This is a genomic window from Poritiphilus flavus (assembly GCF_009901585.1).
GTDB classification, from domain to species: Bacteria; Bacteroidota; Bacteroidia; order Flavobacteriales; family Flavobacteriaceae; genus Poritiphilus; species Poritiphilus flavus.
In genome coordinates, this window is record NZ_WXYO01000001.1 from 303151 (window position 1) to 324326 (window position 21176).

Genomic DNA, 21176 nt, shown 5'->3' on the forward strand with positions numbered 1-21176 from the left:
GCAATCTCCTCAGAATCTCCTGCGTTGACCGGTAAATTCCATGGCCTCTCCCTTTCCAAAGCCATAACTAAATCCAAAAGCAACAAAAGTACCTCTCAAACGACGGCTATAGATACTAAACTCCTCCTGCAAGATCTCATTTTCATTGATCCTGGAGGCAAAGGCATCCCGTACACTAAGATTTAAAACCGCCCTTCCCTTGAATAATTTTTTTCTCATCCCCAGATCCAGGAAGGCCAATTCACTGATTTCCCCCTGTACGGTCTGGTATCGGGAGCGGTAATTCCCTGTAGCTTCAAAATCTATATCAGCCGGCAGTTTGAGTTTTGCCATGAGCTTGGCGGTCCAGCGATCTGCTTCAAAATCAAAGCTGGTATCTTCAAACAGACCGTTCCGGGTAAACCGGCTATAATTAAAATCTCCGTTAAAGGTCAGCCATTTAGCCGGGCTGTACTTGGTATTGAATTCTATACCGGTAGACCTGTTGGTCCCTATATTTATTGGCCTTACGGTATTTACGTTGTTTTCGAAGAAGGACACCCTTTCTATAACATCCGTGGTGTAGCGATGATAAACGCCCAGGTTCATAGAGGTCTTACCGATAAGGAAAATGCTGGTAACTTCATATGAATCCGTAAACTCGGGCATCAATTCCGGATTCCCCTGACGAATATTGAAGTTGTTGCGAATGTTGAAGAAGGGGTTCAGGTCCCACAATCTTGGGCGGTAGATCCTGCGGGAATATCCCGCCTGCAGTGAGATGCGTTCCGAAAATTTATAGGAGGTGTGCGCACTCGGGAAGAGGTTGGTATAGTTCTGGTCATTGGACTCATCTGTGGTCGCCAACAGGGTATTCAGATCTGTCTGTTCCAGGCGTAACCCTCCTTTTATACCCCATTTTTTCCCTTCATAGGCTCCTGTACCATAGAAGCCCAATACCTTCTGATCGAACTCAAAAATATTTGTCAGGCCGGGATCGTTGACAAAGACACCGTCAACCAGGTCATTTACCTCAAAATCGTTGCTAACATCGTTCATTACGTATTGTGTGCCAGTCTCCAGATTCCACTTTTCGGAAATGGGGAGGGTGTAATCCAGCTTGAAGGTAAAGACAGCTTCTTTGAAATCTGTCCTCGTACGTTGGGTAGCATCGTTGTCTTGCCCGGATATGGTAGTATCTAAAAATTCGGAGGACTGGTCTTTTCCGAAGAAATTCCCCAGTGCACTAAAGAGTAAGGAGTGGTCCTCATCCCCGTCAAAATCCTTTTTGTATTGCAACTCATATTGAAATTTTGGATTTGTGGCTTCGGTGGCCTCACTTCTAACCCATTGGGAACTGATGTCCTGGTTTTCGTCCAGGGCAGTGAAATTGGTTGTAGAGGGTTGGTCTTCCAACTCCAGGGCAAAATTCCCTGAAAGGGTGATCACATCATCAGGACTCAGGTAATAATCCGCCCCCAAAACAAAGTTGTAGTAGTTCTCGTTCCGGAATTGCTCTCCAATGGTCAGAATGGTAGTATTATTTATCAGGTCCTGGTTCCTGGTTTCAATATCGTTGGGAAGGTCACGAAAACCCACGCCGATCTGGCTAAAGAGATTTAACTTCTCCGTCCGCCGGTTAATACTAATCCCCACACTATTGTTCTCCGGGGCACCGGTATTTACGGATACCGAACCGTTAAGTCCTTCGCGCTCTTCTTTTTTTATGACGATATTGATGATGCCGGCCGTACCTTCCGCATCGTATTTGGCCGAAGGATTGGTGATCACTTCAACCCGGTCTATCATATCAGCAGTAATGGTTCCCAGGGTGTTTCCTTCTTCGCTGGCAATAATGGAAGGCTTTCCATTGATCAGCACCTGTACTCCCTGGCTGCCTCTAAGGCTAATTTGTCCTTCAATATTCACATTCACAGAGGGAACATTGTTCAGTACGTCCAGTGCACTGGCGCCTGTACTACTAAGATCCTTCCCTACGTTAAACACTCGCTTGTCCAGTTTGAATTCTGTCTGTGAGCGTTCCCCCTCTACCACGACCTCTTCCAGTTGGGCCGCATCTTCCTCCAGCACCACAACTCCCAGGTCTATGGTACCATTAACCGCTTCAGGTTGCTCATAGGTTTTGGTCTTAAAACCGATGAAACTGATGGAAATAAAGAAATTGGTGGACTTGGTCTCTACGCTAAAGCTGCCATCGTCCAGGCTAGTGGTGCCGCTTATAGGTTTTTCCGTAGACCTATCTCCGATCATCACCGTGGCAAATGCAATGGGCTGTCCATTGGTCTTCTCCACTATGGTTCCCTTGATAAGCGTACTGCTATCCTGGGCCAGGGCCCGGTAAGTAGTAAAAAACAATACCACCGGAATAAGGAGAAATAATTTGAATTTGGAACTCATAGCGATTATTCGAAATTTATAATTCAAAGATGCATTATTTGCCGCCTCTGAGGGAATAATTTTCCGCGAACGACAGAACTTCCGTCGTAAACGACAAGCGTCACTGTCCTTTGTCGTTTACCCCCTCAATACTGTCGGTCAGGGTTTTTGATACTGCCAATAGGATAAAAAGGGTAATTTTGATTTATGATCTCCAGAATTAAAGGAATGGATTCAAGCTGGAAAGAGGTTTTTTTCCAGGTGTTGTTGCACGTTGTGCTCTTCATTTTTTATTCTTTTGACAAGGAGGAACCCGGGATAGAAGAATACCAGATCGCATTGTTCCTGAATTACGCCATAGGGGCGCTAATCATCAATTATCTGTTCATTCCCCGTCTTTATTACAAGAAAAAATACCTGCTTTTTGTACTTGCCTCAGCCTTGGTTGTAGGAACCATCATAATAACCGAGGAGTTCGTCCTGGAACAAATCTATTTCCCGGATACACGCGGAACCCAATTCCAGGGGGTTATCTATGGTCTTTTGGATGTGATGCCGGTGATCATCATCCTGTCCGGCTTTAAATTTGCATGGGACGCGTCTAAAAAACAGACGGAACTCGAGGCCCTTCGGGTGTCTGCCCACGAAAGTGAATTGCAGTTCCTGAAGTCGCAGATCAACCCGCATTTCCTGTTCAACAACCTGAACAATTTGTATTCCTATGCCATTGAGAATTCGCCCAAAACCCCTTCAATCATTTTGGAACTATCTTCGGTACTACGGTATATGCTGTACGATTGCAAGGAGCGATATGTTCCCCTGTCCAAAGAAATAGAACACCTGCAAAACTTTACCAAGTTACACCAGCTTCAAATTGAGAACAGGGGGCAAGTTGAGTTCAAAACGGACAACAATTCTTCCGGATACGCCATTGCCCCCTTAATACTCTCTGTTTTCCTGGAGAATGCCTTTAAGCATAGTACCGCCAGCCAGTCCAAGGGAATTTGTATTAAGGTAGCCCTATTGATAGACCAAAAAGGTCTGCTTGCATTCCAATGCAGGAATACCTTTGAAACCCAGACCAATACGGAGGATGTTCCTCACGGGATTGGACTGCTCAACGTTAAAAAACGGCTGAATCTGTTGTACCCGGAACAGCACAAACTCCATATAGAATCTCAAAAAGATCTTTACTCAGTGGATCTGAGCATGCAACTAAAAAGGCTCAAAGCATGATACGCTGTGTTATCATAGAGGATCAACCCCCGGCCCAGCGAATACTGCAAAAGTATATCGCGGATATGGGGAACCTGGATCTACAGGGTGTCTTTTCCGATGGGATCCAGGCGATGGATTTCTTAGAATCCAATGCGATAGATCTGATCTTCCTCGACATTCACCTGCCAAAACTATCGGGAATAGACTTTATGAAAGTCATGGAAAACCGCCCGGACATTATCCTGACCACGGCTTTCCCGGATTACGCCCTGGAGAGCTACGAATACCATGTGGTGGATTATTTGCTCAAACCCTTTTCTTTTGAACGCTTCGTAAAGGCCGTGTCCAAAGTAAGTTCTAAAAATAAGGAGGTACTCAATGCAGAATCCCCGGAGACCGAGGCCGGGAGAAAAGAGATCTTTATCAAATCTGGTTACGAGCATATCAAGATCCTGATCGAAGATATACTGTATATCCGTTCCGATGCGGATTATACGGAGATTATCACTCCCCTGAAAAAGCATTTGTCTTCGGAGCCCTTGCGCTACTGGCTGGAAAACCTTCCGGGCAGACATTTTGTGAGATCCCACAAGTCTTTTATTGTGAATAGTTCCAAGATAGAAAAAGTAACGGGGAACCTGATTTTGCTACCAGGAGATATTAAAGTCCCAATTGGCAGGGCCTATAAGGAGGAATTTATGAAAAGAATATTGAACTAATATTTAATGTCATGAAGAAGCTTAAAAAAGAGGAAATAAAACAGGAAGTATTTGACCTTTACGACGATTATGCCCACAACAAGATCCAAAGACGTGAATTTGTAGAGAAATTGTCACTCTATGCGGTAGGCGGAATTACAGTGGCCTCCCTGATGAGCTTTTTAATGCCAAATTACGAGGACACCCTAATAGTACCACAAAACGACCCCAGGTTGGAATCTGATTATATATTTTATGATTCTCCAAAGGGAGGAGGCCGCATAAAAGGGTTGCTTTCCAAACCAAAAGATGCCAAAGGTAAACTGGGTGGCATTGTGGTTGTTCATGAAAACCGGGGCCTTAACCCATACATTGAAGATACCGCGAGACAAGCCGCCCTGGAAGGATTCATAACCCTTGCTCCTGATGCCTTAACCCCTCTCGGTGGCTATCCCGGCAATGATGATGAGGGAAGGGCGATGCAAAGAAAGCGGGATCGGTTAAAGATGCTTGAAGATTTTATAGCAGCTTATAACTATCTGGAGTCGCTTGATGAGTGTAGTGGAAAAATTGGGGTAGTCGGATTCTGTTTTGGCGGTTGGATTTCCAATATGATGGCGGTAAAAGTACCCACACTCTCCGCTGCCGTTCCATTTTATGGTGGTCAACCCAAGGAAGACATCGATAAGATCAATGCCTCATTACTGCTTCAATTCGCAGGTTTAGACAAGAGGGTAAATGAAGGTTGGCCGGCATATGAGGAGGCTCTCAAGGCCAACGATAAGGACTATACCGCTTATATGTATCCGGAGGTGAACCATGGATTTCACAATACTACTACTCCGAGATATGACAAAGAGGCGGCTGAACTTGCGTGGAAGCGTACCATCGATTTCTTTAAAGAAAAGTTGCGATAGTAAGCTGTAGCATACGCTCTTCACCGAATAAAAACAATGCCATAAAATAATCCACCCCTTTACCGGGGTGGATCGCAGCTATTTCTTGCACCGGCCTGTTAGTTAAAGAAGTAGCCAACAGAGATTTGGAAGACCCTGTTCTTAAATTCATCGGTATCTTCGTCTATATCATTGACGTCTCCACCCAACAAATAGCGGAGTCCAAAATTCAATCCATTATCCATTTTGTAACCCAGACCAAGTGTGAGACCTAAATCGGTTGATTTCGTTACATCTTTTATGTCTTCTGTTTCACCATTATCTTCTCGTTCCGCAGAAAGCAGAATTCCCAATTGTGGTCCCGCTTCAACGCTGAAGCCATCTGTAATATAATACTTGGCCAGTACGGGTACGGACAAATAATTTAATCTGTAATACTCATTGTCATCTCTGTCATCCTGGTCCTTTGCACCCTGGCCGGAGTACAATAGTTCCGGTTGAACAGAAAACTGCTCGGATATTGAAATCTCTGCTACTCCGCCTAAATGGAAGGAGGTTCGACTGGCCGTCAGTTCTGGTTGCAAGGTAGACAGATTAAGTCCGGCCTTGGCGCCAAATGTAAAGTCCTGCGCTTCAATCGTGTTAAGGCTTACCACCGCTACAATAATGCTTACAATTAATTTCTTCATGATTTTAAGTTTTTAGCTATTGTGTTATCGCGGGGAACATTTTGTTATCCAAATTCAGTAGTCAAAGCTATTCGGAAGGAGTTCCGGAAACTAGGAGATTAGTGCCAGATACTAGGAGAATAGTGTCGTATATAACCTTAGATTTGGGATTCTGGATTTCGAATTTCAGATCACAAATGGCTACTTAAAAAGGGTAAATGGAAAGGAATTAATTACAGATGGTTCCATTGGAAATCGCACCCGGACCTCTTTGTTGAGCCCTGGCTATGTTTCAAATAGATTCCAGTTTTATTCGTAAAATGATGACAGGTCAATAGGACGATGGCACCACGCCGTAGCGTTCTTTGAAGCATTTAGTGAAGTAAGAAAGGTCGTTAAAACCTACCTTGTAGGCAATCTGAGTCACCGTATCCGCTTTCTGGGCCAATAGTTGGGCGGCTCTTTTAAGTCTAAAATTGCGCAACAGTTCCCCGGGAGACTCATCGGTAAGCGCTTTGGTCTTTCGATGCAGCTGCGATTTACTCATCGCCAGAGCTTGCTGCATTTGTGGCACCCCAAATGCACCATCCGCGTAATGCTCTTCCAACATCTTCAGCAGCTGTTCCAGAAAGCGCTGATCTATGGAAGTAACGGTAATTTCCTTAGGATCTATTGGTTTCTCTTTTCCCGAATAACGTTCACGCAACTTTTTCCTTTGAGCGATCAGATTCCGGGTTCTGACCAGAAGCTCTTTAGCGTCGAAAGGTTTGGTCAGGTAATCGTCAGCTCCTGTTTCCAGGCCTTTTATTTTGTTGGCCTGCCCGGCTTTGGCGGTCAGCATGATTACCGGGATATGACTGGTATGCAGATTGGTTTTTAGTCGCTTACAAAGTTCTATCCCATCCATTTTTGGCATCATAAGGTCTGTGATAACAAGATCAGGGGCATGCGCTTTGGCAATTTCCAGGCCTTTTTGCCCATCCAAAGCCTCCTGGATCTTAAAATCTTTGATCAATTGCTCTTTGATAAAATACCTCATATCGGTATTATCCTCTACAAGCAATACGGCAGGGATGTCACGCTCATCCGTGCCTGTTTGGAAAGCGGAGGATCCTGATATTTCATGCTGATATTCGGAGGGCTTTTCTATGAATGGATCTTCGCCGGATTTTATCTCTTCAACCGGAAGATGTATTTTAAAGGTGGTTCCCTTGCCCAGTATACTGGAAACGGTGATGGTGCCGTCCATAAGTTCTACCAGATCTCTGGAAAGTGCCAGTCCTATGCCGGAACCTTCATTCTCTCTGGTGGAGCTGCCATCCACCTGATAGAAACGATCAAAAACAAAAGGCAGTTTTTCCTGGGGTATTCCCTTTCCGGTATCAGAAACGATCATTTCCAGGCCCGGCGGACCATAAGAGGCGGTAAAGGAAACCGTAGCTCCATCTTCGCTAAATTTAAAGGCATTACCCAATAGATTATAGGCTATTTTTTCCAATTTATCGCGGTCAAAGGCAGCCCAAAGTGTGGTTTGAGGAATTCGGACCCTGTAGTCTATTTTTCGTTGGGCCGCATGAGAATTAAAGGAGGAACAGGCGGCTCTCAGGCATTTAAACATATCCCCTTCCGTAGGTTCTAATTTTAAGCTACCCTCATCTATTTGTGACAGGTCCAGCAGTTGGTTCACCAGTTTTAAAACCCTGTTAGAATTACGCCGTATCATTTTTACGGTATCCTGGCTTAATTGTTCTTCAGGATGCTGTTCCAGCTGTTCAATGGGGCCCTGGATCAGCGTGAGAGGTGTTCTGAACTCATGGGAAATGTTCGCAAAGAAGCTGGATTTTAGGCGGTCTAACTCCTGTAACTTTCTATTTGCTTTTTGTTTTACGCGATATTGATTATATAAAAGAGCGGCAAGTAGCAGAATTACAATGGAGAAGGCAATGATTCCATTGCGTTCATTGACCCTTTTGTTGAGCTGTAGGGCTTGCAGTTTCTTATCGGACTCTAAAAGCGCTATTTCCTGGGTTTTCTGTTCATTTTGATATTTGGCTTCGATGTCGCTTGCCAGTTCCCTTTTTTCTTTGGTATAAATACTGTCTTTAAGCTCTGTATAGGCCAGCAGGTTGGTATAGGCCGCATCCGCATTTCCCTCTTCCGCAAAGATCTGTGACAAACTTTGATGGACTTCCATGGACAGCACATCCAATGCAATACCATCGGCTACGGCCTTTGCCTTTTGGAGATGTTCTTTTGCTTGCTGGTTTTTATTGAGTTTATGGAAACAGCGAGCTATTTCCTGGTGTGTATGCCCAATATTCACGGAATCGTCTACTGAAATGGATATCTCCAATGCCTGTTGATAATAACCCAAAGCTTGCTGAAATTCTTCTTTTTCCCAATAGATCTTGCCCATGGTATACTGACCAAATGCCACACGCTTTCTGTTTCCCAGGCGCTTGTAAATTGAAATGGCATTCAGATTGGCGGCTATGGCCTTATCGAATTCTCCTCTTTTTCTATAAACGATGGATAAATTATAGGAGGAAAAAGCCCTTGCAGCCTGGTCATTGATTGCCTTGGCAAGGCTGTCCGCTTCCAGCAAATAACGTTCGGCACCGTCCAGATTGTCCATACTGCGATATACAAAGCCAATATTGCCCAGTATGAGGATATACCGTCTGGTAGCCCCAGCCTCTTTAAATATCCTGGCCGCCTTGGTGTAGTATTCCATGGCTTTGGTATACTCAATGGTCTGGGTATGAATAGCGCCTAATACATTGTAGGCATTCCCAATCTGGATCTTATCGTCAATCTCGCTTGCCAGTGCGACGCATTTCTCCAGGTACTCTTTTGATTTTTCAAAATTGCCTTTCTCCCAATAGGAACCTCCCAGGGTGGAGTAGGCCGTTGCCTGCCCTTTATAGAAGTTAATTTCCTTAGCCAATGACAAAGCCAGATTACTGACAACCACCGAGGAATCTACCATAGACTGGGTCCTAAGGAAATTGCTATAGTGATTGTAACTGGTAACCTTAAGCTGATCGTTATCGGTCTTGAGAGCAATATCCAGTGCCTTTAGCATGGATTCTCTGGCCTTATCCCTCGAAGTATTGGCTTGAGTGAAAGCCAGTTGATGCAATATTTTTACCCGGCTGGTATCGTGTTTGGCTTTACGCAACTCCAATTGCAGGCTATCTTCTTTTTCCTGAGAAAACATCAAGCAAGAAGACAAAAGACAACACAAGAAGAGTAACCGCCTCATTTCAATAGTGTTAGCTATACAAGATAAGTTTTTTTATGGTTTAGGCTGGGGGAATGAGATGTGATTTTTTTAAGGCCTGTGAATTGGCACCTGTTGAGAAAATCTATGGTTATTTACTGCTCGGAAGAAGGAATCCTGACGGGTGAAAGAGAATCGAGCTCTTTCTGTTTCTGGTCATAATAGTCCATTAAATCGCTTAAAAATATCTTCTCATATTTAATCTTGACGTAGGTTTTGGCTAGCTGGGAAGTATAATCTTCATCTAAAGGATTTAGGGTCTTGAAATAGACAAGTTCACCATCAATTTTAGTTTTATTCACATAAACTTCTTCAATCTGCCCTATTAATTTCACAATTTCGTTTTTAACTTCTTTGGTGCCTTTTGAGAAAATACTGTCTAAGTATTTGGCGGAGTTATCGAGATTTTTTTCAAAAACCTCTAAACGCTTTTTCTCCTCATGAATTGGCATTGTTATCATGTCCGTAATTCCTTCGTTTAGTGCAAATGAGTTTGCAAAATCACGAAACACTGGATCGGAAGAAAAAGAAGAATCATCAAATGTAGAATTGAAAAATACAGTGTAAAACATAAATTCATTATTAAATGTTACTTCTGTAAACCTACATTCCTCAAAGAGAACCGGCGTGAACGCAAAATAGTTTTCGAAGGCAGGATTCCCTAATGGATTTTGAAAATTCAATCTTCCTTGAGGGATTCCCCTAAAATTGCATTCATTAAAGGTCACCATGTTGAAATTCACATTTTTGAAAGTTACACCATCAAAATCAACATTGTTAAACTCAATGTTTTGAAACAAATTCGACTCATTTTGAAAGCTACCGTGGAGAGTAAAATTGTTTAGGCGAATGGTATTTATAGTATCTAGTGAACGGTAGATATGGATATAATCAATCAAGGCTTGTCTAACTATGGATGGAGACTTTGTTTCATCGGCGTTTAACGTTTCCAATTGTTTTTGAAGATCTCCGGAAATCAATTGTTGCTTAAAAAATTGGTTCTGTTCTCGAAAGTGAGTGTTCTGTTCTTGAAGGATGGTGGTTTGCCATATTAATACACCTATACTAAGTAGAGCAATCAGCCCCCCTGTGCCGGCAACGACTGCAGGGGAAAAGAATAACCGCCAAACAATGGCCTTTTTGCCGGCAGTTGCTGTTCTTCATCGTCGGGCCATTTCTTCTTACGATAGAGGTAATTGGTTATAACATGGATGGGGCGATGTTCTTGTTCAATCAGGTTAGTCTCTACATGCTTTAATCGTTGGTCAAGATCTTTGTTGGACATGTATCAATAACTTTGAGTTGGCTTCTATAAATATAATGGTTAATCGTCAAATTTTTCCGTATGGGTTGTCTTGACAAGGGCTTATGTCCGGAGTAAAGCTTAAGTAATCTCGCAAGGAGTAAAAGAAGGTGGAGTTTATGGGGATAAATGTACTTTCAGAATGCTTCTATTTGACATAAGAATTATTATAGTACAATAGAATATTTCGTCATTTCAAGGCATCCGACACCACTTATGTGGACATATGGACCATTTCGAAATTAAGCTCTTCATTAGATTTAGTATTTTGTAGTAAAAGATTTATGATGAAATGGACTAAATATCAAAAAGTGCTGGTAGGACTGGATATAATTATCGATGCACTTAAGATCATTGCTGTTCTTCTCATTTTGTATGGTGTTATTCTAGATCACAAATTTGATTTGATTGGTAAATCGATGTCAGTAGTACTGGCGTTGCTTAGTTGGGGGATATCCCTATATCTAAGGTTGAACAGAGATAATATCATAAAAGGCATTATAGCACCTGTGGTTATTCCAATTCCTTACGCGACAGTTGTTCCAGATGGGCCTCCAGAAAACACCTTAACCGGTATCGTATTTATCCAAGAGCTTTATGTAAAACAAGATATCCTAACAGTGAGATTTTTGATTAACGATGATAAACCATGTTATGTTCATCCATCGGTTTACGACCACGCTCATAAAATGGATTTTGAAAAGGCGAATGAGAGGGATATCCCTATTACGCCAAGATGGAAAGATGACACTTTTGATATGCAACTTATAAATTTGAACGATTTAGATCTCACTGAGGCACAAATGAACAAGGAAATCAGGCTGGTAGTACGTCTATTGTACACCTCTTATTTTAATGTAGGGGAGGATCATTTTAGCAAACCTCACAGAAGAGCAAAAATTCAAGCTGGCGAGTTTACAAATCCGGATGTTTGGAGAGAAGACACCAAGTTTTTTGAGGGCTCTTTTCAATCAAAAAAGTTTAAAATGTACACGCGCAAAATATTAGAAAAGTGGAGCTGAAAATATTCTCTTATGCTATTTCAAAATTTTAACCGTTGGTAAAATAATAGTTACATTTTCTTAATTATATATACTACCGCAGGCTGGTTTGCTCGATCCACTTACTTAGGTCTTTTCCATCTAACGAACCGAGCTTGTATTTTCGCTGTTCCACAAATGCAAAGGCATCTCTACTAAGTCGACTGGTGGTAACTATCATACCTTTGCTGGCTTTATATTCATCAACTGCCCAGGCTAATTCTCTAACTTCAGAAAGAGTAACGTTCCTTTGGTTATTATATCGCTTTGCTTGCCATATTGACTTAATCACGCCTATGTTTGGATCAATTTTTTTACTTATTACATCTATTCCACCATCACGAGACTTTTTCGTAACAATTGTATCCCAACCATGTTTTTCTAACAATGCACCAATCAATAGTTCAAATTCGTAAGGGTCAATATTTTGAAGTTTTGAGAATCCCTTTTTAATGAGGAAATTAGCTGTAAGAATTATTGATTCTGGGGTATATCCTTTATCGCTTAGTTGTGATTCAATAATTGAATTTTCAGGTAAAATTATTTTCGAATCAATTAAGTCCGAATAGTTTTCTCGTGTTTGCCATGCCAGTGTTGCATGCAGCCATGCAGGATGATTGAAGGCCAATCTACATGCAGCTCTAAAACGACTTTTTAGAATTTCATATTCTTTTTTGCTATGGTTACTTGACCAAACATTTCTCTCCGCACCAATTGTCAGCAAATTCGCCCATTCATGAATCTCTGGGTCTATAGGAATTTTATTATCCACTTTTTTACAATCCCTTAGCCACCACGCCGCATGTGGTAATTCCGCATTATTAATGAATCCTGTCCCCGGGTGTAGTCCCTGCCTCTTTAATGAATTACGGAAAATAGGTAACGTTTTGACACATTCTTCTTCTAATATTCTATAAAACTGATTCCAATAATATGTTTGCGGATCATCCTCCTTATCAATGTTCCACCAGGATTGCGATTTGTCAATTAAGTTGCTAAAATCGTCCACGTAATCAAACTTCATGTTTTAATTACAACCTCTTTAAGATGATTTTTCCCTTGGATTCACAGCGTTCAGGATCATCATCATCGCAATAAAGCTGATGTATTCTTTCAGATGACTTTAATATCATCCTTTCTCCATCAACGTTATTAACATACAGGTTCTTTTTCTTTTTTATGAAATAATGAGGGCGCGCTTTTGGATCGTTGTTGTTGGAATAAATAAGCGTGTCTCCATCTTTTACGATAGTAGCGCGATGTCTCAGCGGATCACCAGTATAGTTACCACCGAGAAGTGTTTTTCCATTCCAAACCCTATCAGATACTTTACCATGTTGTTCCCATATGGTTTGCTTAGCTAGGGAATCGTAATAGTCCGGAGTGAAAATTTTTATTGGACCAATATTTAAATAGCTTAAAACGCCCGCCACTGCGGCCATGAAAGCCACGAAGCCTACTATAGATTTTATGACGTTGTTACTGTTGGCCACTGCTTATTTGAACTTTAGTTTATTTCTAAAATTGATTTAACCAATTCTTTATTTGCCTCATCAGCTGCTTCCAAAGGTCTTTTTTTAACTTCTAAAGAAAGATTCTTTGCTGACAGATGTTCCCCTTTGTTTTGGCTGTTCCGATTTCGTCAATATATATTATATTCCTCACCGCTCTTAAACTATTTTACCCTTTTCCTGAATAAGACACGTATCTAAAATTCTATTTTTTTATTTTAAATATTGGCAGAGATAACATCGATGATAAAACGCCTAACCTTATCCCCGAAATATGGAGTCATCATTATCTTTGGCCATCTATGATATTTAAAACTATTGACACCATTAATGTACTGTATTCTTGAAAATTGAGAATTTGGGTTAAATCCATTCAGGATAATTTTTTTGGGAAGATTGTTGCTTGGATTTATAAGCATGGGACCACCACTTGACCCTCCTGTTAAATCATTTTTGTTTTGTGCTTCATAGGTTCCATCCCAAAAATGACCATCGCCATGAAAAGTAAATGGTGAATAGGCAGGTGGCCCTCCATCAACAATTTGGTTATTTCCATTAAACGGTACTTGTGCTGGATATGAGCATCCCCACCATCCATAATGACTATATTGCGAACGTGGCTTCGCACCCCAGGGTATGTCTACAACCACCCCATGATAGCCTGTATTTGATATGGGTGTTTTAAGCTTAAGAATAGCTAAATCAAACTGAAAAAGACCAAGTTTAGTCCAACCATCCATAATAAAGGCCTTCTCCGCTTGAACGTTTAATGTGTGTTTGGGGAAATTGGGGGAAAAAATAATGTTTTCGTGGACATCATTGGATTTACCTGGAGATACACAATGACCAGCTGTCAAAACAAAACCTTCACCAATTAATGAAGCGCTACAGGAATAATTTTTGCCTTGATAGGAGCTAAATAATCTACCTGATGCATTATAAGGATAGTGTTTATGAGAAATATCGCTAGTTATAGACCAACGGTCATCTAAAAGTAAAATTTCGTCGGGCTGTCCTTCAATATCTTCCCAAACTCGTGTTGAAGAGCTTTTGGGAAACTGTTCCCAACTATAATCAACAATGTCATCAATTGACTCTCGAATATTTTTATTTTCGTTTTTTTTAAGAATCGGAAGCGGACAAGGGATAGCATCAATTGTAGAATCACTATTATGATTTATTTCAAAATTTTCTGTTTCCATTACTATTAATTCTTTAGCTTATACAACTTTTGACTTAATTTCATTTCAAATATAGACACCTTATTGGCTAGCAATTCCCCGGACATCTTGCATACCAACAACAGAGTCCATCACAAGAAGGAAGACGCATACAGTAATATGTTTCACAATATCTTCCACTACTGTCAACCATACACCAACAAGCATGCCCGCAGGCACTCTTGCTGTTAGGGGATTCAACTTTTTCTATCTTAACTCCTGATGAAAAGCGTGTAATTCTTCCGTCATTTATCCTTATCACTTCTTGAATGATTTTAGTTTGAGAGTCTTTATCAATATCTAAAAAATCCGGGGCAGCGTACACTAAAAAAGTGGATTTATCAAGTTTATATTTTCCCTCTGATTTAAAAGCATCAAAGGAAATATAGGTTGTTATTTCTTTGAAACCTTTGTCTTTAAGTTGAATTAATTTGTACATGTCACTCTGTTTGAATTTATTAATTGCTTTTCGCTATTTCATAAATCTCATTTACTATTTTGGTTTTAATTCCCCCTTCTCTTCCTAAGGTTTCGTTTCGCGCTTTATCGTAGCTCCATAGGTAATCTACTTTGTAATTTTTGCTTAGTGATAAGTTTGAGTATGTTCCATTAATATATAGATATAGTTCTTTGACATCTTTCGTGGTATTTGTTAAGGGGCTATGCATGGTTGTCATTATTATACTGTATTCCCTTAAAAATATTGGTTTTTCCAACTTTTTGAGACCATTTTCAAATTCGATCAGTAAGTAGCATTGGATATTGAAATTTGTTGACCCAGCCCCAAGACTTTCTATGGTAATATCGTACCTATCGATGTCCTGATTGTAATAAATTCCAGACCACTTACTTGATCGACTTCTTATCAAGATTATAGGATCTTTTTCATTGATTATATTAGTCACCTTAGGGGACTTTGAAAGAGTATTAATAGTATTCTTTAAAGTATCAATCTTTAAGTTTTGATTTGAAAATGCTATAGCTAGGCTATTAAACAAAGTACTACTCGCTGAATCGACTCCTTTTTTGATACTAGCCGTTATTATTGAATCTCTAATAAGTTGCTCCTTTCCTATAATCTTATCTTTATTATAAAGTCCATTTTGATTATTAAATTCTTGTAAAATAAGTAGAATAAGTATTGCCAACAGCACACCCGCAGTAATACGGCCTCTTATAGTTATTCGCTCAAAAAACCCATCGTATGAATTATTTGTCAAAGCTCCTTTTGTTGATAGAAAAACTATCCAGCCGGCGAGAATGCCATGCACAATTACAAAATATATGTTTGGGATGTTCCATTTCATTTTATAGGTTCTAGCATATCAATTTTTGTTAGTTTAATTAGACAATATTCTCTTTGTTTTGTTTGAAATCACGACTGAAGAAGAACACTTTGAAGTCCCCCCTTTTCTAGTGTGATATACCGAGGTGGTTCATACCTGTAGTACTCGATACTTAATTCATTCTCAACAGGATGTAATAACTCACATTGAATTTCATCCATGGAGTCAGCTGAATCAAATTCAGTTTCTTTGACTAAATAGAAATTCTCTTGTTGTAGATCCATTACCAAATTCTCGCCTTTACCTATAAAGCCGGTAGGAGTAAAATCTTTTCTTTTTGTATTCATCGTCCTCGATTAATAATCGCCCTTTGCGCTTGAACAGGGCTGAAAATTGTAACATTATTCACTTTATCATATGTAATAAAAATTAGCCTGGGATAGTTTACATATAATTTAGAATCCTTTTCTTCTACATCTGCATGCGCTTTTATCAATTCCTATGATTATTCTTGAATCAAATCAATGATTCTTCTGGATAGGCTTAATTGCTTCATCAATCGCATAAAATTGTTTTTTTAAATCTGTAAATTGTACGCGTACTTCAGTCAAATCAAAGTCCAGCCCGTGTTCGGAAATTTCTTGATTTACACTATTCAATGCATTTGTAGTCTTTATAAACCGTTTTTGAAGATTGAGCGCCCTATCTATCGTTTTGGGTTTCACTATTTGGAGAAGCCATAAAAGATAAAGTATTGCTGCAATAAAAATGCAGCTAGTAATAATTATGATTGCCGCAAACGCAATCATAATATTAGTAGCCCTATTGTCAAAGACTTCTCCCGCATCATTGTGGTACGCTTCATGACAATGGTTCCATCCATCAACAGGATAAAAGGTGCCGTCGATTATATTTTGAAACCAACGCCAGTACCAAGGGACTTTTCCTTCAGGATAATAATGATGATTGTAAAACCCTACCCTTGCGGAAATTGTGTTGTCGGGATTACCGCCTGCAATTGCATTTCCCAATTGGTCCACTGATACGAAAATATTGGAGACAAACTTCCAAAGTCTTGATTTATTCGTTATCATGATTAATCCTTTAAATAGACTTTTGCATTTTTAACCGGCGTTTCACATAATCCCAAATACATCCATTGATTTTATGATATCTGCGAATAGGAGAAGTTTTAAAGGCTTCTCAAATCTCATATAAGTGCTCAAACAAGAATTTTACTTCTGGCACTGAAAAAAAATAAATATAAGAGGGGATAGTTTCACAAGAGAAGGAGCTCATGAATATTAGAATAATTATGACATAAAAAAATACCCATTCATGGGTATTTTTAAGACTAACATTGCGGAGATAGCCAAAGCAACTTAAGAAGTTCCTTATCCATCTGATCGCTAAGGTAAACTCGCAAAATATTTCTCGGACAAGGGACTGCGGGTCTTATGGCCTGTGGTCCCTTTTTTTAAGCCCATCATGAACTTCTAAAATTCAGCATGTATTCTCTGATCTAAGCCTAATTCCGGATTAAGTTCTCCTTCTACCCTTAGTTTTATTCTGTCTCCGTTAAGTACTCTGGCCTCGTCTAATGAAATGTTTTCATTATTTAAGATAAAGTAATTAAACTTCGAAAAACCTAAGATTCTAAGTTAATTAACTGAGCCGATTGTCCTGATATAGTCATTTGCATTAGTATCATGTGTTTGTTAGATATTCATCAAATCAATCAATTATCTTTATTAACTTAGGTTAATCCATGAAACATTTTAACGCCTTTATTTCATATTCCCATCAAGCAGATGACATATTCGCCGAGGCGCTTCAAAGTGCATTACAAAAATTCGCCAAACCTTGGTATAAAAAACGTAATCTCGAGATATTTCGGGACGAATCAAGTTTAACGGCTTCGCCACATTTATGGAAAAATATTACTGAGGCATTAGATGCGTCGGATTATCTTATCCTTTTGGCATCTCACTTATCTGAAAAGTCTAAATGGGTTGATAAGGAAGTTAAGTATTGGTTGGAACATAAATCGATTGATACCATACTAATAGCTCTAACAGAAGGAGAAATGAAATGGGATGAACACAATAATTGTTTTCAAAATCCTGATAATAATTCACTACCGCCTACATTGGACGACAAGTTTCATGATGAGCCATTTTATATTGATCTTAGAAAATCAAAAACGGAAGAAGACCTTTCGTTAAATAACCCCATTTTTAAAAAGGAAATTTTAAAATTAGCCGCTGAACTACATAACAAGTCTCCGAATGACTTGGCAAGCGAAGAAGTATCCGAACATCGCAGAATGATAAGGATTCGGAATGGGGCCATTGCAATGCTATTGATATTATTCCTGGCTGCTATAGGCTTAATGATTTATGCATTTGGCCAACAAGCTATTGCAGTAGAAAAAACCAAAATTGCGAATGAACAAACTAAAATTGCCAAGGAACAGGCTAGAATTGCCAGAGACAGTTCTGATTCTGCCCGGAGACAGCGTCAAATTGCGAGAGACAGTTCTCTTGCAGCCATGGAGCAAAGAAATATTGCCGTAAAGGAAAAAGATAATGCCGTTAGACAAACTAAAATTGCGAATGAACAACGGAAAATCGCAGAGACGCGATCACTTGTTGTCCAATCGAAGGCTCTCGAGGAGGCGGATCCAACGCGTGCGCTACGTCTGCTCGAGCAGGCACATTATCTAAAACCCTCACCGGAGATCTCTTACGAAGTTGCACGCCTCTTCTACAATCTTAGCCAACGACAGGCTTTTCTTATGACAAGTGAGATTGTACCAAACCATACCGGTAGGTCAGCGGTATCTTTAGACGGAAGCTTGATAGCCAGTTGGACCGAGAATGGAAATGATGCGTTTGTATGGAGTCGTGATGGGGAGCTACAGGCAACACTTGTGAATCGAGAACCGTTGAGTGCGGTCAGATTTCTTCCTTGTAGCCATTCTCTCCTTACAGTATCAGCGAGTGTCAAGATATGGTCGGCGGATGGCACCTTGAAGAGTGAGCTTCCCTTTGACAGAGCTCCTTTCGACATGGTTTCACTTCCGGATGCCAAAGGTATTGCCCTGGGCTTTGATGAGAAGCTGATTTTCCTAGATCACAATGGACAGCCTTATAAAGAGATCCCACTTCCTAGATTCATGCACAAGCTGCGCATATCAAAAGATGGGAACCGAATTGTGACTTGGAGTCGGAACTATCATCTGGGACAGCTTGCAGAAGCTTATCTTATCAACAGCAATGGTCAGCGGCTTGGAAGCCTGATCCATAAGAATTCAATAGATCGTTCCTGGATCCTACGCAACGGTAGGGTTTTGACGTGGGGAGGAGACAGCTTTGTTCGCATCTGGGATGGAATGGCTAAGCTCATCTTGGAGATTGGAGACCTTGCCGAGGTAGCGGTTTCGGCGGATGGTCGTCAAGTCGCACTCTTTTGGAAATCAGGGCAATTGGGCTTCCTAGACATTGCAACGCTGCATATAGCGAAGAAATCAAACCTCAAACTTGTGCGGGGTGCGACTTTCTCCGAAGATAGTTCGCGGCTAGTAGTTTGGTTTCAGGATTCATCCGTTATGTTGCTGGATGGTAAAGGGAAGGTCTTAAGTCAGTTTAATCATGGAAAAGCACCAATCGTTAACGTAAGGGTATCAAGTGCTGGACGCCGAATACTGACTTGGGACGAGAGAGTTGTTAGAGTCTGGAACAATCAGGGTGATCAATTGGGGGAGATGGCACACGATCACCGTATTGATGCAGCCAATTTTCTAAATGAGGGAGATCAAATCATCAGCTGGGAAGGAGTCGGACCTGGGGGTTTGGTAGAGGACGGCGTCTTCAAGGCTCGACTATGGGAAGCGGATGGGAAGCTTATAGGAGAAATGTACCACCAAGCAATGATCCGGGGAGTCAACCAACATTCTGAGGATGGCTCGATCCTGACGTGGGCTCACGATGGAATTGTCAAGTTGTGGCGAAAAGTCAGCTATATAAAAAGGGTTGATTTACCTGTACGGGTATTTCCCGATGGCGCTTTGTTCTCGGACGATGATAAACGCATTCTGGTTTGGTTTGAGAACGGGCTTGTGAAGCTTCTGAATGCACGGGGCCAGCTTATTCGTGAAGTGAAACACTCCGGACCGGTAGCCGGGGCGCAATTTGTTGGCGATCGATTCCGGTCATGGACCTCCAGAGGTGAGGTGTTCATATGGGACCATCTCAAGGAGTTGATTAGAGTTTCCAGACCACAGGGATCTAATGGTATTTCTTTCGCTACTAATGCTAATCGCTTCATCACTTGGTCGTTGCAGCAGGCAATCATATGGGATGGACCAGGTAAGGTGATCGAAGAGCTTTCGGTCAAGGATATACGGGGAGCAGTTATTACACCAGACGGGGGCAAGGCAGTTATCTGGGATTCGAAAGGGGACGCTATATTATGGAGTGAGTCTGAAGACATAGTTGTCAAGATTTCTCACGATATACGCGGAATAAGCAAAGTGCACTTCTCATCTGATGCAAAGATTATCCTTTTTCACACTTATGCCCCAGGGAATGTTGAGCACCCGGTTACTCTGCGGCGGTGGGATGGCGGAATAATTGCCGACCTTGCCCACGTGGACGACCCCTTGCGCGCAATGTTTGTTCCAAATCAGCAAAAACTATTGACTTGGTGGGGGGGAAAAGCACCGGCTAAGCTCTGGGGATTTGATGGAAAGTTGATTTCGGCCCTCACACATGGCGAGAAAGTGGGTGTGAATAATCTTCGTGTATCCAGTACGGGTCGCACCTTTGTCACGTGGGTGCCTGGCAAATACAATTATAGCCCGGCCGAGGTGAAAATCTGGGACAGGCGGGGTTTTGTGGTTGCCACGTTACCACACCCAACTAGTATCGACGAAGCGAGCATCGATTCAAAGGATTCCTATATATTCACTAGAACTCATGCAAACTGGATCAGGATCTATAACATAATGGGTAAACTGGTTGGCGAAGTGAATCATGGAGATGACATTAGCGGTGCGAAATTCCTTAATAATTCAGAAAGTCTGATGGTTTGGGGAAGCGGAGTAGTAAGAATATTAAACTACAACGGAGAATCGATTATGGAGGTCAAAAACTTACCGTCCCGAATTCTCACTATCTCTAACAATGAAAATACCGCAGTAACATCTTCATATAACGGACTCGAACTCATTCTCACACCGAAGGGAATCTTGCAATGGTTGGAGACAACTGACTTTTATCGACTAAGCATCGAAGAGATGAGGACCTTCGGCATCACCGAGCCAACGGACAGAGGAAATAAATGGCCAAAATAGAATTTTTAAGCCGATGATCACTTTTGTGGTTTCTATGGCAGAAGTGACTTTTTCCAAAGCCCAAAGTTAATTTAAAGGTTCTAGAATTGTCTTCTAAAACGAACCTTTTATGGAAGCAGTTGAGTATATTTAAACGGTTGTTAAAACAAAGAATAAAGAGGGTAAGGTATAAAATGTGAACAGGGATTATATTGCCTGTAATTTGACATAATGAAAGTTATAGTACAGTTTCATTTTATAACAAAGAATATCAAATACTCACCATTTTAGGCTAAATATTTGAAGTTAGCGAAAAGCAGAAATGAATTGTAGCCAGTGTTA

The 21176-nt window shown here is 40.9% G+C and carries 17 protein-coding genes; 5 read left to right on the forward strand and 12 right to left on the reverse strand.

Going from position 1 to position 21176, the window contains the following annotated elements:
* Window positions 1-9: 9 nt before the first annotated feature.
* Window positions 10-2424: an outer membrane beta-barrel family protein gene (locus tag GTQ38_RS01130; RefSeq protein ID WP_238857738.1), complete on the reverse strand. Its 2415-nt coding sequence runs from the start codon at window positions 2422-2424 to the stop codon at window positions 10-12.
* A gap of 159 nt (window positions 2425-2583) precedes the next feature.
* On the opposite strand from GTQ38_RS01130, the gene GTQ38_RS01135 reads away from it, so the two are divergent.
* The 3 genes from GTQ38_RS01135 to GTQ38_RS01145 are packed head-to-tail and all read left to right on the forward strand — an operon-like array spanning window position 2584 to window position 5209.
* Complete coding sequence (locus tag GTQ38_RS01135) at window positions 2584-3612, forward strand: sensor histidine kinase (protein ID WP_161433385.1); 1029 nt, start codon at window positions 2584-2586, stop codon at window positions 3610-3612.
* Window positions 3609-4313 carry a LytR/AlgR family response regulator transcription factor gene (locus tag GTQ38_RS01140; RefSeq protein WP_161433386.1) on the forward strand — a complete coding sequence of 235 codons (705 nt, stop codon included), beginning with the start codon at window positions 3609-3611 and terminating at the stop codon, window positions 4311-4313. Before GTQ38_RS01135 ends, GTQ38_RS01140 begins: the two co-directional genes overlap by 4 nt.
* 11 nt (window positions 4314-4324) lie before the next feature.
* On the forward strand, window positions 4325-5209 hold the full coding sequence (locus tag GTQ38_RS01145; RefSeq protein ID WP_161433387.1) for a dienelactone hydrolase family protein: 885 nt from the start codon (window positions 4325-4327) through the stop codon (window positions 5207-5209).
* A gap of 98 nt (window positions 5210-5307) precedes the next feature.
* On the opposite strand, the gene GTQ38_RS01150 is transcribed toward GTQ38_RS01145, so the two are convergent.
* The 4 genes from GTQ38_RS01150 to GTQ38_RS01165 all read right to left on the reverse strand — a co-directional run bounded on the left by GTQ38_RS01150 (window position 5308) and on the right by GTQ38_RS01165 (window position 10424).
* The gene (locus GTQ38_RS01150; RefSeq protein ID WP_161433388.1) at window positions 5308-5877 is read right to left on the reverse strand and encodes a porin family protein; all 570 of its coding nucleotides are present in this window, start codon (window positions 5875-5877) and stop codon (window positions 5308-5310) included.
* Between the two features lie 310 nt (window positions 5878-6187).
* The gene (locus GTQ38_RS01155) at window positions 6188-9121 is read right to left on the reverse strand and encodes a tetratricopeptide repeat protein (protein WP_161433389.1); all 2934 of its coding nucleotides are present in this window, start codon (window positions 9119-9121) and stop codon (window positions 6188-6190) included.
* 113 nt (window positions 9122-9234) lie between these two features.
* Window positions 9235-9939 (reverse strand): pentapeptide repeat-containing protein, encoded by a 705-nt coding sequence (locus GTQ38_RS01160; protein WP_161433390.1) that lies wholly within the window; start codon window positions 9937-9939, stop codon window positions 9235-9237.
* A 278-nt stretch (window positions 9940-10217) separates the two neighbouring features.
* Entirely contained in the window at window positions 10218-10424 is a 207-nt protein-coding gene (locus GTQ38_RS01165; protein WP_161433391.1) for a hypothetical protein, read from the reverse strand.
* Between the two features lie 302 nt (window positions 10425-10726).
* Between GTQ38_RS01165 and GTQ38_RS01170 the strand changes: the two genes are divergently transcribed.
* A complete protein-coding gene (locus GTQ38_RS01170) occupies window positions 10727-11464 on the forward strand; it encodes a hypothetical protein (RefSeq protein WP_161433392.1) in 738 nt (245 codons plus the stop codon).
* Between the two features lie 73 nt (window positions 11465-11537).
* Here the strand turns inward: GTQ38_RS01170 and GTQ38_RS01175 are convergent, their stop codons facing one another.
* From GTQ38_RS01175 to GTQ38_RS01205, 7 genes are all read right to left on the reverse strand, one after another.
* On the reverse strand, window positions 11538-12506 hold the full coding sequence (locus GTQ38_RS01175; RefSeq protein WP_161433393.1) for a restriction endonuclease: 969 nt from the start codon (window positions 12504-12506) through the stop codon (window positions 11538-11540).
* Between the two features lie 7 nt (window positions 12507-12513).
* Window positions 12514-12933: a hypothetical protein gene (locus tag GTQ38_RS01180; protein ID WP_161433394.1), complete on the reverse strand. Its 420-nt coding sequence runs from the start codon at window positions 12931-12933 to the stop codon at window positions 12514-12516.
* A gap of 278 nt (window positions 12934-13211) precedes the next feature.
* A complete protein-coding gene (locus GTQ38_RS01185) occupies window positions 13212-14195 on the reverse strand; it encodes a trypsin-like serine peptidase (protein WP_161433395.1) in 984 nt (327 codons plus the stop codon).
* A gap of 67 nt (window positions 14196-14262) precedes the next feature.
* Window positions 14263-14652 carry a hypothetical protein gene (locus GTQ38_RS01190; protein WP_161433396.1) on the reverse strand — a complete coding sequence of 130 codons (390 nt, stop codon included), beginning with the start codon at window positions 14650-14652 and terminating at the stop codon, window positions 14263-14265.
* A gap of 19 nt (window positions 14653-14671) precedes the next feature.
* A complete protein-coding gene (locus GTQ38_RS01195) occupies window positions 14672-15520 on the reverse strand; it encodes a hypothetical protein (RefSeq protein ID WP_161433397.1) in 849 nt (282 codons plus the stop codon).
* Window positions 15521-15588: 68 nt separating this feature from the next.
* Entirely contained in the window at window positions 15589-15846 is a 258-nt protein-coding gene (locus GTQ38_RS01200) for a hypothetical protein (RefSeq protein WP_161433398.1), read from the reverse strand.
* Between the two features lie 174 nt (window positions 15847-16020).
* Window positions 16021-16593, reverse strand: a complete 573-nt coding sequence (locus tag GTQ38_RS01205) for a hypothetical protein (RefSeq protein ID WP_161433399.1) — start codon at window positions 16591-16593, stop codon at window positions 16021-16023.
* A gap of 674 nt (window positions 16594-17267) precedes the next feature.
* Between GTQ38_RS01205 and GTQ38_RS01210 the strand changes: the two genes are divergently transcribed.
* Window positions 17268-20855 carry a TIR domain-containing protein gene (locus GTQ38_RS01210; protein WP_161433400.1) on the forward strand — a complete coding sequence of 1196 codons (3588 nt, stop codon included), beginning with the start codon at window positions 17268-17270 and terminating at the stop codon, window positions 20853-20855.
* Window positions 20856-21176: the final 321 nt, after the last annotated feature.

Excerpts from the sequence above, each read along its gene's own strand:
- GTQ38_RS01200 (WP_161433398.1), bottom strand. The coding sequence starts at position 15,846 with ATGAATACAAAAAGAAAAGATTTTACTCCTACCGGCTTTATAGGTAAA.
- GTQ38_RS01190 (WP_161433396.1), bottom strand. The coding sequence starts at position 14,652 with ATGTACAAATTAATTCAACTTAAAGACAAAGGTTTCAAAGAAATAACA.
- GTQ38_RS01205 (WP_161433399.1), bottom strand. The coding sequence starts at position 16,593 with ATGATAACGAATAAATCAAGACTTTGGAAGTTTGTCTCCAATATTTTC.
- GTQ38_RS01165 (WP_161433391.1), bottom strand. The coding sequence starts at position 10,424 with ATGTCCAACAAAGATCTTGACCAACGATTAAAGCATGTAGAGACTAAC.
- GTQ38_RS01135 (WP_161433385.1), top strand. The coding sequence starts at position 2,584 with ATGATCTCCAGAATTAAAGGAATGGATTCAAGCTGGAAAGAGGTTTTT.
- GTQ38_RS01185 (WP_161433395.1), bottom strand. The coding sequence starts at position 14,195 with ATGGAAACAGAAAATTTTGAAATAAATCATAATAGTGATTCTACAATT.
- GTQ38_RS01170 (WP_161433392.1), top strand. The coding sequence starts at position 10,727 with ATGATGAAATGGACTAAATATCAAAAAGTGCTGGTAGGACTGGATATA.
- GTQ38_RS01155 (WP_161433389.1), bottom strand. The coding sequence starts at position 9,121 with ATGAGGCGGTTACTCTTCTTGTGTTGTCTTTTGTCTTCTTGCTTGATG.
- GTQ38_RS01140 (WP_161433386.1), top strand. The coding sequence starts at position 3,609 with ATGATACGCTGTGTTATCATAGAGGATCAACCCCCGGCCCAGCGAATA.
- GTQ38_RS01195 (WP_161433397.1), bottom strand. The coding sequence starts at position 15,520 with ATGAAATGGAACATCCCAAACATATATTTTGTAATTGTGCATGGCATT.
- GTQ38_RS01210 (WP_161433400.1), top strand. The coding sequence starts at position 17,268 with ATGAAACATTTTAACGCCTTTATTTCATATTCCCATCAAGCAGATGAC.
- GTQ38_RS01150 (WP_161433388.1), bottom strand. The coding sequence starts at position 5,877 with ATGAAGAAATTAATTGTAAGCATTATTGTAGCGGTGGTAAGCCTTAAC.
- GTQ38_RS01175 (WP_161433393.1), bottom strand. The coding sequence starts at position 12,506 with ATGAAGTTTGATTACGTGGACGATTTTAGCAACTTAATTGACAAATCG.
- GTQ38_RS01145 (WP_161433387.1), top strand. The coding sequence starts at position 4,325 with ATGAAGAAGCTTAAAAAAGAGGAAATAAAACAGGAAGTATTTGACCTT.